General features: G+C 30.5%; 26 protein-coding genes and 1 tRNA gene. 21 read left to right on the forward strand and 6 right to left on the reverse strand.

What is annotated here, in order from left to right; translation table 11 throughout:
- The first annotated feature begins 254 nt into the window (after nt 1-254).
- Nucleotides 255-330, forward strand: a tRNA-Thr gene (locus ACJDU8_RS15505).
- Between the two features lie 116 nt (nt 331-446).
- On the opposite strand, the gene ACJDU8_RS15510 is transcribed toward ACJDU8_RS15505, so the two are convergent.
- The 6 genes from ACJDU8_RS15510 to ACJDU8_RS15535 form a co-directional block, all read right to left on the reverse strand.
- A complete protein-coding gene (locus ACJDU8_RS15510) occupies nt 447-1,664 on the reverse strand; it encodes a site-specific integrase (protein WP_406793062.1) in 1,218 nt (405 codons plus the stop codon).
- Nucleotides 1,665-2,161: 497 nt separating this feature from the next.
- A complete protein-coding gene (locus ACJDU8_RS15515; protein WP_406793063.1) occupies nt 2,162-3,316 on the reverse strand; it encodes an ImmA/IrrE family metallo-endopeptidase in 1,155 nt (384 codons plus the stop codon).
- Between the two features lie 4 nt (nt 3,317-3,320).
- A complete protein-coding gene (locus ACJDU8_RS15520; protein ID WP_406793064.1) occupies nt 3,321-3,983 on the reverse strand; it encodes a hypothetical protein in 663 nt (220 codons plus the stop codon).
- Between the two features lie 242 nt (nt 3,984-4,225).
- Entirely contained in the window at nt 4,226-5,245 is a 1,020-nt protein-coding gene (locus ACJDU8_RS15525) for a DUF2971 domain-containing protein (RefSeq protein ID WP_406793065.1), read from the reverse strand.
- Between the two features lie 22 nt (nt 5,246-5,267).
- Nucleotides 5,268-5,714, reverse strand: a complete 447-nt coding sequence (locus tag ACJDU8_RS15530) for an ImmA/IrrE family metallo-endopeptidase (protein WP_406793066.1) — start codon at nt 5,712-5,714, stop codon at nt 5,268-5,270.
- A gap of 8 nt (nt 5,715-5,722) precedes the next feature.
- Entirely contained in the window at nt 5,723-6,136 is a 414-nt protein-coding gene (locus ACJDU8_RS15535; RefSeq protein ID WP_406793067.1) for a helix-turn-helix domain-containing protein, read from the reverse strand.
- 157 nt (nt 6,137-6,293) lie between these two features.
- Between ACJDU8_RS15535 and ACJDU8_RS15540 the strand changes: the two genes are divergently transcribed.
- The 20 genes from ACJDU8_RS15540 (at nt 6,294) to ACJDU8_RS15635 (ending at nt 15,114) form a co-directional block, all read left to right on the forward strand.
- A complete protein-coding gene (locus ACJDU8_RS15540) occupies nt 6,294-6,536 on the forward strand; it encodes a helix-turn-helix domain-containing protein (protein WP_406793068.1) in 243 nt (80 codons plus the stop codon).
- A gap of 114 nt (nt 6,537-6,650) precedes the next feature.
- Nucleotides 6,651-7,190 (forward strand): helix-turn-helix domain-containing protein, encoded by a 540-nt coding sequence (locus ACJDU8_RS15545; protein WP_406793069.1) that lies wholly within the window; start codon nt 6,651-6,653, stop codon nt 7,188-7,190.
- Nucleotides 7,172-7,420: an excisionase family DNA-binding protein gene (locus ACJDU8_RS15550; RefSeq protein ID WP_406793070.1), complete on the forward strand. Its 249-nt coding sequence runs from the start codon at nt 7,172-7,174 to the stop codon at nt 7,418-7,420. Before ACJDU8_RS15545 ends, ACJDU8_RS15550 begins: the two co-directional genes overlap by 19 nt.
- Nucleotides 7,421-7,527: 107 nt before the next feature.
- Nucleotides 7,528-7,740: a hypothetical protein gene (locus tag ACJDU8_RS15555; protein WP_406793071.1), complete on the forward strand. Its 213-nt coding sequence runs from the start codon at nt 7,528-7,530 to the stop codon at nt 7,738-7,740.
- 22 nt (nt 7,741-7,762) lie between these two features.
- Nucleotides 7,763-8,302 carry a hypothetical protein gene (locus tag ACJDU8_RS15560; protein ID WP_406793072.1) on the forward strand — a complete coding sequence of 180 codons (540 nt, stop codon included), beginning with the start codon at nt 7,763-7,765 and terminating at the stop codon, nt 8,300-8,302.
- A gap of 169 nt (nt 8,303-8,471) precedes the next feature.
- Nucleotides 8,472-9,245 (forward strand): hypothetical protein, encoded by a 774-nt coding sequence (locus tag ACJDU8_RS15565; protein ID WP_406793073.1) that lies wholly within the window; start codon nt 8,472-8,474, stop codon nt 9,243-9,245.
- Nucleotides 9,246-9,247: 2 nt separating this feature from the next.
- Nucleotides 9,248-9,496: a hypothetical protein gene (locus ACJDU8_RS15570; protein WP_406793074.1), complete on the forward strand. Its 249-nt coding sequence runs from the start codon at nt 9,248-9,250 to the stop codon at nt 9,494-9,496.
- 14 nt (nt 9,497-9,510) lie between these two features.
- A complete protein-coding gene (dnaB, locus tag ACJDU8_RS15575) occupies nt 9,511-10,899 on the forward strand; it encodes a replicative DNA helicase (RefSeq protein WP_406793075.1) in 1,389 nt (462 codons plus the stop codon).
- Nucleotides 10,892-11,092 (forward strand): hypothetical protein, encoded by a 201-nt coding sequence (locus tag ACJDU8_RS15580; RefSeq protein WP_406793076.1) that lies wholly within the window; start codon nt 10,892-10,894, stop codon nt 11,090-11,092. The genes dnaB and ACJDU8_RS15580 overlap by 8 nt, the downstream gene beginning before the upstream one ends.
- A 13-nt stretch (nt 11,093-11,105) precedes the next feature.
- The gene (locus ACJDU8_RS15585) at nt 11,106-11,498 is read left to right on the forward strand and encodes a single-stranded DNA-binding protein (RefSeq protein WP_406793077.1); all 393 of its coding nucleotides are present in this window, start codon (nt 11,106-11,108) and stop codon (nt 11,496-11,498) included.
- A 14-nt stretch (nt 11,499-11,512) separates the two neighbouring features.
- Nucleotides 11,513-11,758 carry a hypothetical protein gene (locus ACJDU8_RS15590; protein ID WP_406793078.1) on the forward strand — a complete coding sequence of 82 codons (246 nt, stop codon included), beginning with the start codon at nt 11,513-11,515 and terminating at the stop codon, nt 11,756-11,758.
- Between the two features lie 18 nt (nt 11,759-11,776).
- A complete protein-coding gene (locus tag ACJDU8_RS15595) occupies nt 11,777-12,091 on the forward strand; it encodes a MazG-like family protein (protein WP_406793153.1) in 315 nt (104 codons plus the stop codon).
- Between the two features lie 5 nt (nt 12,092-12,096).
- The gene (locus ACJDU8_RS15600; protein WP_406793079.1) at nt 12,097-12,375 is read left to right on the forward strand and encodes a hypothetical protein; all 279 of its coding nucleotides are present in this window, start codon (nt 12,097-12,099) and stop codon (nt 12,373-12,375) included.
- A gap of 34 nt (nt 12,376-12,409) precedes the next feature.
- A complete protein-coding gene (locus ACJDU8_RS15605; protein ID WP_406793080.1) occupies nt 12,410-12,649 on the forward strand; it encodes a hypothetical protein in 240 nt (79 codons plus the stop codon).
- A gap of 783 nt (nt 12,650-13,432) precedes the next feature.
- On the forward strand, nt 13,433-13,615 hold the full coding sequence (locus ACJDU8_RS15610; RefSeq protein ID WP_406793081.1) for a hypothetical protein: 183 nt from the start codon (nt 13,433-13,435) through the stop codon (nt 13,613-13,615).
- A 43-nt stretch (nt 13,616-13,658) separates the two neighbouring features.
- Nucleotides 13,659-13,856 carry an ASCH domain-containing protein gene (locus ACJDU8_RS15615; protein ID WP_406793082.1) on the forward strand — a complete coding sequence of 66 codons (198 nt, stop codon included), beginning with the start codon at nt 13,659-13,661 and terminating at the stop codon, nt 13,854-13,856.
- The gene (locus ACJDU8_RS15620; RefSeq protein WP_406793083.1) at nt 13,768-14,058 is read left to right on the forward strand and encodes an ASCH domain-containing protein; all 291 of its coding nucleotides are present in this window, start codon (nt 13,768-13,770) and stop codon (nt 14,056-14,058) included. The genes ACJDU8_RS15615 and ACJDU8_RS15620 overlap by 89 nt, the downstream gene beginning before the upstream one ends.
- A 2-nt stretch (nt 14,059-14,060) precedes the next feature.
- Nucleotides 14,061-14,609, forward strand: a complete 549-nt coding sequence (locus ACJDU8_RS15625; RefSeq protein WP_406793084.1) for an AAA family ATPase — start codon at nt 14,061-14,063, stop codon at nt 14,607-14,609.
- Nucleotides 14,610-14,611: 2 nt separating this feature from the next.
- Entirely contained in the window at nt 14,612-14,779 is a 168-nt protein-coding gene (locus tag ACJDU8_RS15630) for a hypothetical protein (protein ID WP_406793085.1), read from the forward strand.
- Nucleotides 14,780-14,967: 188 nt separating this feature from the next.
- Entirely contained in the window at nt 14,968-15,114 is a 147-nt protein-coding gene (locus ACJDU8_RS15635; RefSeq protein ID WP_406793086.1) for a hypothetical protein, read from the forward strand.
- The last annotated feature ends 477 nt before the right edge of the window (nt 15,115-15,591 follow it).

Consider the following 15,591-nt stretch of genomic DNA (forward strand, 5'->3'; position numbering starts at 1 on the left):
TTATATTGGAGTTTTTCTTTTTCCTACTCATAGCTATAAGCTTTCCGGAACCACAGGTAAAACCTGTGGTATTCTAAGATAAATAATAAAGAAAATATAAAAATTTTTTTTTATATTTGATTATATGTAATATTTATATTAAAATAATGTTATATGTTTTTAATCCCACAGTTCAGCTAATTTATAAATGCAATAAATATAATCATAAGCCTTTTTAAAGTAAATAATATAAAATTTAAAATTATTTTTTACATGCTGGAATAGCTCAGTTGGTAGAGCGACGCACTCGTAATGCGTAGGCCATGGGTTCGATCCCCTTTTTCAGCACCACTGAAAGCCTGTAATATCAACGTGTTACAGGCTTTTGATTTTTCTCGTGATATTACTTAATTTAAAAATGGGGACATATTGGGGACAAAAAAGACTAAAACTATCCCTTTGATACATTATTTAGCTTTATTATTTTCGGTATTAGGTTCATTTTTAAAAATTATATTTTCTAATTTAACTGCAGCAATTTCATCTGCAGACTTCAATGCATGAGTATATATATTAAGTGTAGTTGATGCATTACTGTGTCCTAATCTTTTAGATATTGCTCTTATATTCATATTTTCATTTATTAAGAGTGATGCTGAGGTGTGTCTTAGTTGATGAAATGTAATAACTCTTAGGTTATGTTTTTCTAAAAATTTTTTAAACCATTTGGAAGGTGTACTTGGATACATTGGATTCCCATTCCATTGAGTAAATACAAATCCTGTATCATTCCATAAAGTTCCACATTCCAATCTTTTTTCATCTTCATGGATCTTATGCTTTTTTAATAAATTCATAGCTGGCTCAGGTAAAGTTATAGTACGTATAGAAGTATTATTTTTAGGTTCTTTTATGAAAGTACCCTTATCAGGAAGATATTGGCTAGATTGAACTATATATACAGTATTTTTATCAAAGTCTATGTTGCCCCATTTTAAGCCTGTAAGCTCTCCTAAACGCATCCCAGATGTTAATGTAAGTATTATGGCTACCTTATATTTAAATTCATTTTCTGAGGTCTTATCAAGTTCATAAATTAATTGTTGAACTTCATCTTCATTATAGAAATCAGCTTCATTTTTTTTGACTTTCGGAGGGTCTACTTTATCAGCCGGATTGTTATTTAGTAGTTGCCATTTAACAGCAGTACCGAAGATTACATGCAAAATTCTATGATGATATTTTATTGTTTCAGCTGACAACCCACCGGGCTTTCCATCCTTTCGTATACCATCCTCCTGTAGATTGTTATAAAACTCTAATAAATGCAGAGGTTTTATTTTATCCAATTTCAAGTGTCCAAGTGCTGGAATAATCCTGCTATTTATTATTTCCTTGTATCTAAATAAGGTTTTTGGTGCAAGGTTCTTTTCGGCATAGTCTTTAAGCCACTTTTCCGCAAAACCTTTTAGTGTTAATTTAGAAGGCTCAATAAAAGAATTGTTTTCTACCTCTGCTATAAATTTGGCAAGTTCTTTTTCGGCTTTACGCTTCTTTTCAGCCTCTGTTTTGCCATCTATTTTAATTGTTTTAGTATATTTTTTGCGTTTACCGTCCCCACTCCTGCCACCAGATACTATAAGTCTGTAAGAGTTTTCCCCACGTTTTTCAATTGATCCTGCCATAGCTTATATAATCCTCCTTTCGATATTATATAAATTATATCACTTTTAAATAAAATTGGACAAACTATTAGTATCACATTTTCCCTCGTATGTACCATGCTTGTACACTTATTCTTAATACCCTATCTTACTTTTAAAATAGAAAATTCACAATTCTATCTTAAATGATTGCCAATTTATTTAAATTTATACAAGTAGTGATTTATAAGTTTATTTTAAATTGTATCAAAAATGAAAGCTTAGGATAACTTTTTGCTACTCTAAACTCAGAATTGATATTATTTTTGTTTAATATTGGTAAAATAAAAAGTACCTTTAAAAGATACTTTTATGACTATAGTATTAGTCTAATATTTATTAAGGTGACAAAGTAGTTAGCTCATTATTGTTTGAATTTATGTTATAATTAATCAGTACATTTTTCAGTAATTCTTTTCTTTTGAAGATATTAAGAATAAAGTCGTATACCCATTTATCTCCATTTACAAATGGAGAGATCATTTAACAACTTCTAACTTTGGTTTTATGCTCAACTTTTCTTCCTTAAAAAAACTAGGATCCAAACAGCATATATTTATAAGCTCATCATCACTAAATAAAATTGAATTTTGAATCTCTGATTTTGTCATAATGCCATTATCAACAAGTAATTTAAAAGCTTCGCTAAATAACTGTGGTTCTTCACATTTAATTATATCATCTAAAGGCTCAAAGGTTCTCCATTTTCTTTTACTAATCTGCTTTTGTAATGTTGTATATCTTTCCTCGGTAATTAACTCTAAATCAAGGCATCTACGTATTATTGCCCCAATTGATATACCCCATTTGTTTTTTATTGGTACTAACGCATCTAATGATACAAATGAAATTTCATTAACAACGGCCTCACTTGGAAACAAAAATTCACCAGCAAAATAGTTAGCTTCTTTCTCTCTTCTTCTTATATCCTCGCCATCCCTGAGGTTATGATGTAATATTATATGACCCAACTCATGGGCTAAAGTAAATCTTGTCCTTACTGCTGCATTTTTCTCTGTATTAAGAAATGTATACGGTCTCTCAGATAACCACTTCGAATATCCATCTGTCTTTTTTGAATTTAAATTTAATCTAGCTATTATGCATCCGTTTTCTTGCATTACATACATTAGATTCTTTACTGATTTATCATTTAGTCCCCAATATTCTCTTAATCTTTTAGCAATATTAATAATGTCATTTATAGTATATTCCTCTTTATACTCAACTTCAATTAAATTCAATTTTGGTAGATTTATGTATTTTTCAATAAAATATACTATTTCTGTTGAAAGATATTTGAGTTTTAGTTCTAACATATCCTTTGCTTTACATGGAATAGCTCTACTTCTGAAATAAACTTCCCCCTGATTTTCACAAACTACTCTCTCTTTATAGAAAAAATTAATAGGAAAATCTAATATTTTAGATATTTCTAACAATACATTTAATGGTGGTACATTAGTACCTGCTTCATAACTATTTATAGCTTGCCTTGTAAGTCCGATTTTTTCACCTAACTCCCTTTGTGTTAATCCTCTATAAATTCTTGTTTCTTTTATTCTTTCAGGGATTACTGCTTTGGATTTATCTTTTACTTTATAATTTAATATTTTGTTATTCCCTGAATTCATATTATTAACCCTCCGATTGCTTTTTGAAATCCTTTATTAGATTATTAGCATTTAATAATTTCTTTTGTTTTTCTTCATTACTCATACTTGACTGATAAACATGTAATCTACCAATCAAATTTATAGAATAATTAATATTTTTTAATTCATCATCAAAAAATATTATATCAGCAAATTCAATACCTTCCCAGTCTTTTTTTGAACCATATAATAATACTCCATGATAATTATCTTTTATGTCTATTAAATTCAAAAATGTTTCTTGACAGGGAATGTCATTGTTTTTTCTGCATTTCTTTTTAAGGTATTTTTTATCTGTTCCATTTAATTCCTTTCTATTTGCACCTCGCATCACAGAAATGGTAATATCTGATTTTCTTAAAATTGGTATACTGTATTTATTCCTATGATTTATTTCCTCTTTATATATTAGAAATGGGCAAGATGAAAGTTTCCCTTGAATTGCCAATTGCTTGTTGATGCTATAACTCAATAAGTGACCAGGAACCATATTTAAATATTCCTCGCATCCGAAGAAATCGTTATTTGTATTCATAAATGCTTTACAGGCAGATTGCCCAGTTTCTAAAACAGGTAGTAACCATCCCAAACACTTATTATCTAATATAGAATTAATGTATCCTTCCTTTTCCGTTGTCAAATTCATATATTTTTCACCTTTCCGTTGCTTTGATATTTTAATTGTAATTGTTGCCAATTGCTTTGTCAATACTCATTTATAATTAGTTTGTAATATTTTTCTATCATATAATAGAAGAAAATATATGCATAAATATTATAAAATATATTAGGAGATAAAAAAATTCCAGCTTTATTCCAGCTGAAATTTTTTATTCATCTTCTTCAATTCTAATATTTCCTGGTAAGTATTTTAGTTATATTTTATATCTAAAATCTTACTTTAATATCTGAAAAAGTTATATCTACTTTTTCCAGCTCATTGTAATCTAAAAAAGTTCTAAGACCTACTTTTGCAAAATTTGTTGAATTCTTAGGAGAAATTTTTATTTCTTCGATTAGTTTTTCCCATTTATTTAATGCGATTTTGAGTTTTGGAGCAAAACATCCGTTAATAACAGGAAATTCAATTTGTATATTTTTAAATGATGAAATGCTTTTAGGTAATGCGATAATTGTGCGATATTCATCTTCAACACTAAAATCTTGTGATTTTTGATAGTAAGCATATAACCTAATTAAATGATTTAAAAATTGAAGAGCATCCTGATTAAAAGTGCTTTCAGGAATTTTTGTGCTTATTTTATAAAAGCTATCTAAGATTTTAAGTGCAGTATTTCTTTGTGTGCTAATATCATAGTTTACTTTACCATAATTAATTATTTCCATACCAGTAACACTTGCATTAGATTTCGTAATTTTTGATATGTAGCTATTAATAAGATCTTTAGTACTAAATTTAATCTGGTCTAGTAAATTAGATAAATCGAATTTTAAGTTATAACCCTCGTTACTTGGTACTTTGGAATAATAATTCCACATAGATAAAGAATCTGGTTTAAGTGATGTAGAAAATATATAGTAGCTACATTTGTCTATGTTATGTACTCTTGTTTTTTTTAAGTCATTATTATAATATATAATGGGCATTTTAAATTGATCAATAAAATTATTATTAAGATGTGATTTTATTATCGTATAAAAGTAAGTATTTTTATATGTAGGACTTTTTTCTAATTCATCCAAAACTATATTTATAAAATATTGAATTTCTGTTATGTCATTTAAAAAACGATAGTCTGATATGAAAATAGATTTACTTTCTATAATAGATTTAAGCCCATTTGGTGAAGTATAATGGTAAACATGTTCAGGAATTGAGCTTTTTAGTTTAGTAAAATCACTTAAATGGTTAGTATATATGGTATATATTTCATTAAAAATACTCATAGGCTACCCTCTCCTAATATTTTTATTTATTAAATTTATATTCAATCAACTGCTTAGGAACTCCACAGTAGCAAGCTAGTTGATCTGTACTCATGTTTTCTAAGTAGCATTTGTCAATGCCGGTTTCATCAATCAAAAGTTCTGCTGCAAATTTATTGGCATCATTTTCAAATCTCCCTCTTTGATAAAAGGTGTGGTCATGTAAGAAAAATGTATTATTTGAAGAATGGAATATAGCATGTCCTAATTCGTGTGCTATAGTGAATTTTTTTTCATACTCATTTTCAATTCTTGTTAGATTGATTACTATGAATTTCTTTCCTAGAATTTTTTTAAATAATCCTTTGGGAGCATCTACTGATAAGTACTCTTCTATAATGTGAAAACCTAATTCTTTTGCTAAGTTGTATGGATTGCGTGTATCATATTTTCTTACAAGATTCCTCACCCTAACTCTAAAATTAATCATAGCAACACCTACTTTTTAGGTTTTCTTTTATTAAGAGCTTTAGCTTTCCAGAATAACTCAGACATTAAATCTAGCATTTCTTTTTTAGCATCTTCATTTAATTCATCATTTAAAAAAAATGCTTCATTAGCTTTTTTCATTTCTTCTTGGTATTGTTTCTTGTCACGAGAAGTTACTTTATATTTATCTGTATATTCCTTTGGAATATTAATCTCAATATCGACCTCCTTTTTATTTGAGTTGTCCAGAAGATAATCTATTGAAACATTAAATATAGATGATAATAATTTCAATGTTTCTGCATCAGGCTCACGGCTACCATTTTCATATTTACTTACAGTTTGCTGAGTTACTCCAAGCTTTTCAGCTAAATCAGATTGACTCATGCCATGACTTTTTCTTAGTGATGATAAACGTTTCATTTTCGTACCTCCCATAATTTATATATTACTACTGTATGGCGTGGAAATAAATATACAAAATGGCGTAAAAGTGTATTGACTTACACCTTAAAGGTGTATATAATAATAGTTAATGAAACACCATAAAGGCGTATGACATGAAAGGGGGCTTAACTTTATGAAAAGACAAAATTTAATAAAGGCAAGAGGAAACAAAAGTCAATCAGATGTTTCAAAGGTATTAGGTATTTCACAAAAGTATTTAAGTAAGATAGAGCTGGGGCAAAGAACTCCAAGTGCAGCTTTACTGGCGAAAATTTCCCATTATTATCAGCAATCACTAGAACTATTATTCCCAGATATTTTTTTAAATAAAAATACGCCAAAATGTTGTGAAATCAATCAAAAAGAAGTAGTGTAACCAACTCATGCAACAACTTAAATATATCAAAATTTAAAGTAGATATAAATATGTCAAAATCTACATTTATGAAAATATCTATCCCAAAATTCTACAGCGAAGGGGGGTGACGGAATGATAGGAACTGTAATGAAAGAAGCTAGAGAGGAAAAGGGGATAACCCAGCAGGAGTTAGGGCAATTAAGCTTTCTCTCTCATAAAACAATAAGTGCAATAGAAACAGGCAAAAGGAGGCTAACAAAAGAAAATTTAAAAAATATTTGCAAGGAACTTGATGACCCAAAGCTTTATTTTGAAGCAGCTAGTGAAATAATGGGGGATGTTTTTAGTCTTGACTGGTTGGATGGAGATGCAGCAGATTTACATAGGGCTGCAGTAAGAGAAAAAGTTATAGAGGAACTCCATGAAGCAGTACAGGCTATAACTTTAACTAAGACTTCAAAAAATCCCAAAGCATGTGATGAGAAAGATATTGAAAATATAGTAAAAAGCATTCAGGAAACGATAGATGTATATAAAGCAAGTGCAATTTATATAGTAGTTATGTGTAAGGAATATTCACAAGACATTAAGAAAATGTTTAGGATACAAAAAGAAAAAATGATAGAAAGAAGATATTTGAGGGGGAAAGTAAAGTGTTCAATGAAAAAGTAAATGAACTTCAAATAACAATGAAAGCTAAAGATGCTGCTAAATATATAGGTATAAGTTATTGGCTGATTTTAGAGATGGCTAAAAGACATGAAATACCTTATATATCTTGCGGTAGAAAGAAGTTATTCAGAAAAGAATCTTTAGATAAATGGATGGAAGAAAAAGAAAAGGCAAGTACTGCAGTTGAGGATAGAGACAATTCATATGGCACTCTAAGAAAGATTTATTAATAAGCATTTCAAAACCAATACAGTCATTTCAATATACTGATATTCATTTCATTAGTACCGCAATGGTGAGTAAATTAAGAAAGAATATGTTAAGGGAGTGATACAAGATGATTGAAGTTATATCCAAAGAAAAGTCAAGCAAAATAATTGATACCAGAAAACCATATGGATCATTCTTATTACTGAATAAAGACGGTAGCTTTACCGGGATAGACAATACAGCTGGTGAAGCTTTCACAGAAGATTTTAAGAACTTGAAAAATTGTCTTGAATACCTAAATGGGGCAGATTTAGAAGAGTGTCTGGAATTTGAGAAATGAAAATAGGGAGAAGTGATTATAAATGAAAGTGGCTGAAATGCAGGTCCCAAAAGATGGATTAATTAAACTCAGTGAAATGGCGAGAGGAAAAACATATTTTATTAGTTTTGAAAAACCAGTTGTAATTAGTATTAGAGGTGTGAAAATTTTGGATGTAGGCAAGATTAGATTGATAAATTCAGGCAATTTTATAGACTTAACTCTATTCTTAAAAGGTGTTGCATTTTGTACAACTACATTTGAGTTTGGCCATAATCTGAGGCTTAAACGTGATGATTATTATGAACATGTAGATGTATTTGTATTGGAGGAGATAGAGAAAGTGAAAATACAATCTAAAACTGTAGGTAGTTTAAAAAACTTGAATCAAGGGCTTGAGAATTTCACCAATAAATGCAAGGATTTAAGCTGCTGCACATTAGAACAATTATTAACACTTTATGCAAATATAGCAATATTAATAGACAAGTCTATGGATGATTATTCGAAAGAAATTGCTTATCCTGCCCAGGATTTACAGAGTTTCATACATGCGGAATTAGAGAATCGTATTAATTCATAAAAAGAAAGTCCTTAAAAAAGGACATATTTAAAAACTTTAGATATTCCTATTCTACACCGGAATGGGAGAAAAAGCAAGGATTTATAAATAGAGAAGTCATTAAATTGGCTTCTCTGAAAGATGTAATATTCGTGGCATACAAATTAGGTTAATAACAGGAGGTGACTAAATGTACTATAGTTTCAATTCTGACATAGCACAAAAATATGGAGTAGAAGGAGCTGTGATAATAGAAAATTTATATTTCTGGATTTTAAAAAATAAAGCTAATGAAAAGCATTTTTATGATGGGTGTTACTGGACATATAATAGCATAAAAGCTTTTACAGTATTATTTCCATTTTGGACACGAAGACAAATTGAAAGAATATTAAATCGTTTAGAGAAAGATGGAGCTATAAAAACAGGAAATTATAACAGACTCCCTTATGATCGTACAAAGTGGTATGCACTTTCTCAAACGGTGATATCCATTTACGCAAATGGGGAAATGGATATCACCGATTACGTAAATGACATTTCCCCAAATGGTGAGATGACATTTCCCCATTTGGGGAAACCTATACCAGATAATAAACCAGATAATAAACCAGATAATGATAATGTAAATTTGCCTTGGATAGAAATTTTAGCAGTGTGGAATGATCTTCCTGAGCCTATTAAAAAAATTAATGCAATTACAAAACTAAGAAAAGAAAAAATTCAAGCAAGAGTTAATAATTTAAGCTTAACTTCAAAGGATATTCTTCAAACCATTAATAATATTAAGTATTCTGAATTTCTACAAGGTAAAAACAACAAAGATTGGGTAATTGATTTTGATTGGCTCTTTAAAGATGATACCCGATTTACTAGGGTATTAGAGAATAAATATCAAACTAAAACAGGGAAAGTGGAATTTTCTTTAAATGCACTAGAAAATTTGGATTTGGGAGATGAATAGCTATGCTTAGTCAGGATACTTTTAAAAAAGGCATGAAAGAGTTAATGCTTGCTTTCAATATGGATTTGAAGGAAGAACAAATAAAAGTGTGGTACAAGTACTGTAAAAAAATTAGTAATAAGGATTTTGAAAAGAAAATTAGTAACTGTATAAAGTTCTGCAGACATAAACCTTATATTGCAGATTTACTGGATATAAAGGAGAGGGATACTTTTGAGCCTGCTAATGCAGGAGCTTATGAATATGTATAGTGAGGTGATAAGATATGGATTCTATACAACAAATACTGCCGTGTAATATACAAGCTGAGCAGGAGCTTCTAGGAGCAATACTAAATAATTCTGAAAGTATATTGGATGCAATAGGGATTGTGGATGCTAGTGATTTTCATAAAGAATCTCATAAATTTATATTTAGTGCTATGGAGAAGATGTTTAAAAGCAATATAAGAATAGACATAGTTACTTTGGCTGAAGAGCTTAGGGATGTTCTTCCTAAGGTTGGGGGAATAACTTATATATCTGAGCTGTCTGGGAGCATAGTAAATTCTAATGTCAAAGAATACTCCAAAATTATTAAAGAAAAATCCAATAAACGTAAAATAATCAAGACTTGCGAATTGCTCAGAAAAAAATCATTTCAGGATACTGAAACTTCACAGAGCTTAGTTGATGAAATGGAAGAACAATTATTCAAAATTAGTCTTAATAAAGAAAATAAGCTTGAGCCTTTCAATAAAGTTTTGGAATCTACTATAACAAATATAGAGGATGTATGTAAGAACAAAGATCTTAATAACGGTGTTACTGGAATAGATACGGGGTTTAAAGATTTGAATAGAAGAACTGGAGGATTGCAAAAGCAGGACTTAATTATATTGGCGGCAAGACCTTCAATGGGTAAGACTACGTTAGCAGTTAATATTGCCACGAGTGTATCTAAAAATAATACTGTAGCAATATTTAGCTTGGAGATGTCAAAGGAGCAGATAACTAGAAAAATATTGGCGGGTATAGCACATATAGACCTTTCAAAAATAAATACTGGTAACCTGGATTTTAAGGATTGGGGAAACATTGGAAAAACTACAGGACCGTTATCTAATAATAAGTTGTTTATAGATGATTCAAGTAGTTTGAGTGTTACAGAAATAAAGGCCAAATGTAAAAGAATAAAGATGCAGCATGGGTTGAGCTTAGTTATAGTAGATTACTTGCAGCTTATAACGTCTAAGGGAGAAAATAGGACACAAGAAATAAGCAATATAAGTAGAGCTTTAAAACGGCTTGCTAAGGAATTAGATGTACCCTTAATAGCATTATCACAGTTAAGCAGAGCTGTGGAAGCTAGGGAAGACCATAGACCCAGACTCTCAGATTTGAGGGAATCTGGAAGCCTAGAGCAGGATGCAGATATAGTTATGTTCTTGTATCGGGATGAATATTACCATAAGGAAACGGAAGAGAAGAATATAGCCGAAGTTATATTTGCTAAAAATAGGAATGGCAAAGTAGGCACCATTAAACTTGCATGGTTAGGGCAGTATCAAAAATTTGGGCAACTAGAGTATGTGCCGGATGGTGGTTTCAATCCAGATATATTTGAAGAAAAGAAAGAGCCTGATGCAAAGCAGGAGGTAATGAAAATTGGATAATAAGAGTTGGATTGAGAATATAATAAGTCTTTACTTTCAAGATGGCAATATGGAGCAGATTGCAAAAATTACTAAGCAGGAACATAAAGAAGATGTGCTTGAAAAGATAGCCCAGGCATGGGAGGAAAAAGCTAAAAAGGCTCCTGTAATGGAAAGTAGAGGATGGAGATTTCAGCAGGCAAAATTGATGTAATGGAGTGATTAATTTGAATAAAGTAGTTTTAATAGGACGCTTAACTAGAGATCCTGATTTGAGATTTACTCCAGGCAAAGGAACTCCGGTTGCTAGAATAACGGTTGCAGTAGATAGAAGGTTCTCAAAGGATGGACAAAAAGAAGCCGATTTTATACCAGTTATTATTTGGGGGAAACAAGCAGAGTCTGCAGCGAATTATATGGCTAAAGGTAGATTGATAGGTATTTCAGGGAGAATCCAAACCAGGAGCTATGAATCTAAAGATGGTGTCAGAAAATATGTTACAGAAGTAATAGCAGATGAAGTGCAATTTCTTGAGTGGGGTAAAAAACAAGAGACACAAGAGGGAAATGATGATTATGGGGAAGACTTAACGCCAGTAGATGGGGATATTCCATTTTAGAAGGGGGATTTAATGTGAGCAGATGTAAAGTGAGACAACTAAAGGAATTATTGAATGAAGGTATTTTCTTGTTAGATTTTATTGCCAAAGAAAATAGGCATTTGAAGAAGGAAAACAAAAACTTGAATAAAAGGGTAGATGAACTCATAGAGAGCTGTGAGAACTTTGCAGAGGTAGAGGAAAATCTTCTGAAAAAGATAGAGAAATTGAGCAGAAAACCCACAGGTATAAAGCAAAGAGTTTTAAAGCTCTTTAGTTAGAAGGTGAACATATTGAAAATGAAACTAATGGTACTTAGAAAGCTGATAGATAAGAAAGGTAATAAAATAGACAATCGTACAATGAGTTGGGATGATTGGAAGGAAAAAGTTTTGGAAGAAGCAGGAGAGCTATGTAAGGCTCTTTCTTCTAGAAATAAAAAAGACATTATGGAAGATGTTTTGGATGTTATCCAAGTTTGCATTGGAATTTTGGTCAAGCTTTTTAGAGAAGGAATGGTAATAGAGCAGGGTATACATGAACATAATAAAAAGCTTGTTGATAGGGGATGCGAAGCTTGTGCAGAAGTTAATTTTAATGCGAGTAGGAAGTGACGGGTATGAAGGTAATAAAATATTATATTTGTCCGATATGCGAAAGATCATGGACTACTTCAGGTGAAGCCATAAAATGTAGAAATTCTCATGAGATAAGAACAAAGGAATTTGCTTATTGTGAAGCTTGTGGGGCTGGATGGAATGTTGATCATTGGGGTGAAACAGCAATAATAAATGCTAAAGAATGTGAGAAAAAGCATAGAGAAGATGGAAATTATGAGGAAATTCAATTTGCTTATAAGGCATTTATGAAAAGTTTAAATAGGAGGTATGGCAAGTGAATTTATTGTGAAGCAAATTTGAGGAGGTGTTAATTTGAAATATATTTTATTACAAGCTGACATTGGAGATCAGATAAAGATAATTGATAATAGCACTTGCACTGGAAAGAAAAAGGTTGAAAATCTGTGCATGGAAGGATTTAAGCCCATTGGATATTTAGAAAGTGAACAACCAGCACAAAGGCTTCTTAGGGGATTCAATAAAAATTTAAATGATAAATTAGAAGAAAAGTATAAGATGCTTTGGGATATTCAGCAGATTTTAAAACAATAACATATGCCGCAATTCAAGGGCTTACAAGAATTGAATAAATCATGCCAGATGAAGAAATTGAAAAAGCGGCAGAAAAGCATGTATTCGAATACGATTGGGTTAAATGTATGGTTTTCAGTGATACTATTACCCTGTTGTATAGGCGCCATCCTACCGAAGATAGTATTCCAATTATCAGCCACATTAAGTATAGGTGCATTTTATAGATTCGAAATTGTTCAAGTTTATTGCACCATATAGGTAGATACTAGAGGGTGAATAGTAATAAAACCAGAAGTTTCGATTCCCTCCTTTTAAATTAAGCCATAGCCAAGATCTTTCACAACTGGTTGGGATGTTTGTCGTAGGAAGCAAAGTATAATTTGTTGTGTTCGGCATTTTACAAAATATATGGGCTATATCGCTTTTTTGAATAAACCCCCATGCATATTTAAAGTCACTAGATACAGAAGAAGGATAAAAATAAAAATCTTTACTGTTATTTAAAAATACGTGTGACCAGTGCTTCACACAAGCTAGAGATTGATCAATTATACCTCTTTCCAGATGTGGATAAAAGTATGAATTATTTAGCAATATTACCACCGCACTTTCTAAAATTAAAATTATTAATTAGAACCTTCATTAATAATATATTCATAAATTAAAATAACCGTGCTTGTCTTTAATAATCATATTGATAAATATTACGTTTCTTACAAAACTATACTATGACAATAATCACGAGCAGAAAACCTGTGAATTTATGGCGAATGTAAGGATGGAACAATTAATGGCATTAGAATGGCATTAGAAGGAGAAAAAATTAAAGGATTAACACAATCACAAATAGGTAAAAAATTTATAAAGAGAAGTCAGGAATGTGAAGATGCTATCTTAACAGAAGAAGAGATTAAAGAATTAAGAGAAATATATAAAAATTCAGATACTTGGCAAGTAGTTAATGGATTATGGACTAAAAGATAGTTCGTAATCCAAATTCCATACGTCTAAAGAAAGTAGGTGAAGAATGAAAACTTTAACTTTGATTCAGCCATGGGCAAGCCTCATAGCTCTTGGTGAAAAGAAGATTGAGACAAGGTCATGGAGAACTAATTATCATGGAGAGTTGTTTATACATGCAGGAAAGAGTATTTATAAAGAAGCATGGCTATACAACAAGCAATCTTCCTACTGGAGTAATAATTGCAAAAGTAGATTTAGTTGATTGTATAGAAATAGATTTAGGGACAGATCCAGGATTAAGAAAAGCTAGACTTAAAAATGACAATGTAATTCAAGGTAATGAATATAGTTTTGGAGATTATACTCCAGGTAGATATGCATGGATTTTAGATAACATAGAGCCTTTAAAAGAGCCAATACCGGCTAAGGGGCAATTAAGTTTATGGGAATATAAGGAGGGATAGCATTGAAAGATAAAATAGTATGTTTAGTTGCAGAAAGTGGAAGTGGTAAGTCTACTATAGCAGAACTGTTAGAAAGAGAAGGATACAATTACATACAATCTTATACAACTAGAAATCCACGTTTTAAAGGTGAAAAAGGGCATATATTTGTTGGGGATGCTAATATGGCACATATCAATGAACCTATACCGGAAAATGAATTGACAAGTGATGTAATAGCTTATACATTTTTTAATGGAAATCATTATTGGGCCACTAAATCACAATATCAAGGAAAAGGAATAAACGTTTATATAATAGACCCTGCAGGAGTTAGGCATTTAAAGGAAAAGGTAACGGATGCTGAAACTGTAGTTATATACCTAAAATGTGATAGGGAAGTAAGGTTATTAAGAATGTTAAAAGAAAGAGAGTCTAAAACTGTAATGGATAGGTTGAAAAATGACAAAGAAGCTTTTAAAATAATTCAATGTGATTATGTGGTAGATGCAGATAGAGGAGTTGAAGAAGTCCTAGAAAACGTAAGAAATATCATTGAAGGAGTGGAGTAATCTTGATAGTAAATAAAAAGAAATTAAAAGATAAGATAAATGTTGTGGTAGATAAACTTGTGGATTCGGCAGAACGGGAAGGGGATTTAAATTTCTTTGAAATAAATATAAAACATACAAATGGAGATTTAAGTATAAATCTTATGAATAAATACAAAGAAAAATTATAGGACTGACCTATTAAGGAGGTACTATTCCATGAATGGAGTAGCGCCTCTTTCATTGTTTAAGGTGGTAATATAAATGTAGTTGAACCAATAAAAAATATAAATGAGGTGTAGAATACTAGGATATGCAAAAATTATTTATGAAAGCTACAGGATAGAGAGAATTAATGATATCTTGGGAGTGTGATTTTATGGAGCTAAAATGTAATTTGAATAGAGAACTTGAAAATAAAATACCGCGAATAATAGAAGAGCTTATACAAGGAAAAGACGTTATTATAAAAATAACGCCTAAGGGCATAAAAATCCAATCAATGAAAATTAGTACTATTAAATAAAAGTAGCTGTACTGTTAGAAAACAATACAGCTACTTTTTTAGCATCTATATTTACAACATATTTAATTTAATGAAACATTTGTATATTTGGGTACAGTACATTTATTAAAAATAACTCTAAAAAACAGTATACTCGTAGGGGGTATAAAATACAGGTGAAAAACGGAAAATCCAATTTAGATATATATGTAAGCTTTTAGAATAAACAGCTGAGTGGCTTTTTATGGACACCAAATAAATACAATGAATTGTACTTATTTGGTAAATTATATTTTAACTGTAACTTTTATTTATAAATTGAAAAAATAATAAAATATATGTAAAAACCTCATTACAAATGGAGGAATTTAGGTTAACATGTAGAATTATTTTAAAAAGAGTTGAATTTTTATTATAATTCAGGGTGAGTTTTATGTGAATAGAAGTAGGCTGAACTTATATCGTGATATGTATAAGCTTGAGTTTGATAGAAGAAAT

Origin of the sequence: Candidatus Clostridium eludens, assembly GCF_045310515.1 — a bacterium.
GTDB lineage: Bacteria > Bacillota > Clostridia > Clostridiales > Clostridiaceae > Clostridium_B > Clostridium_B eludens.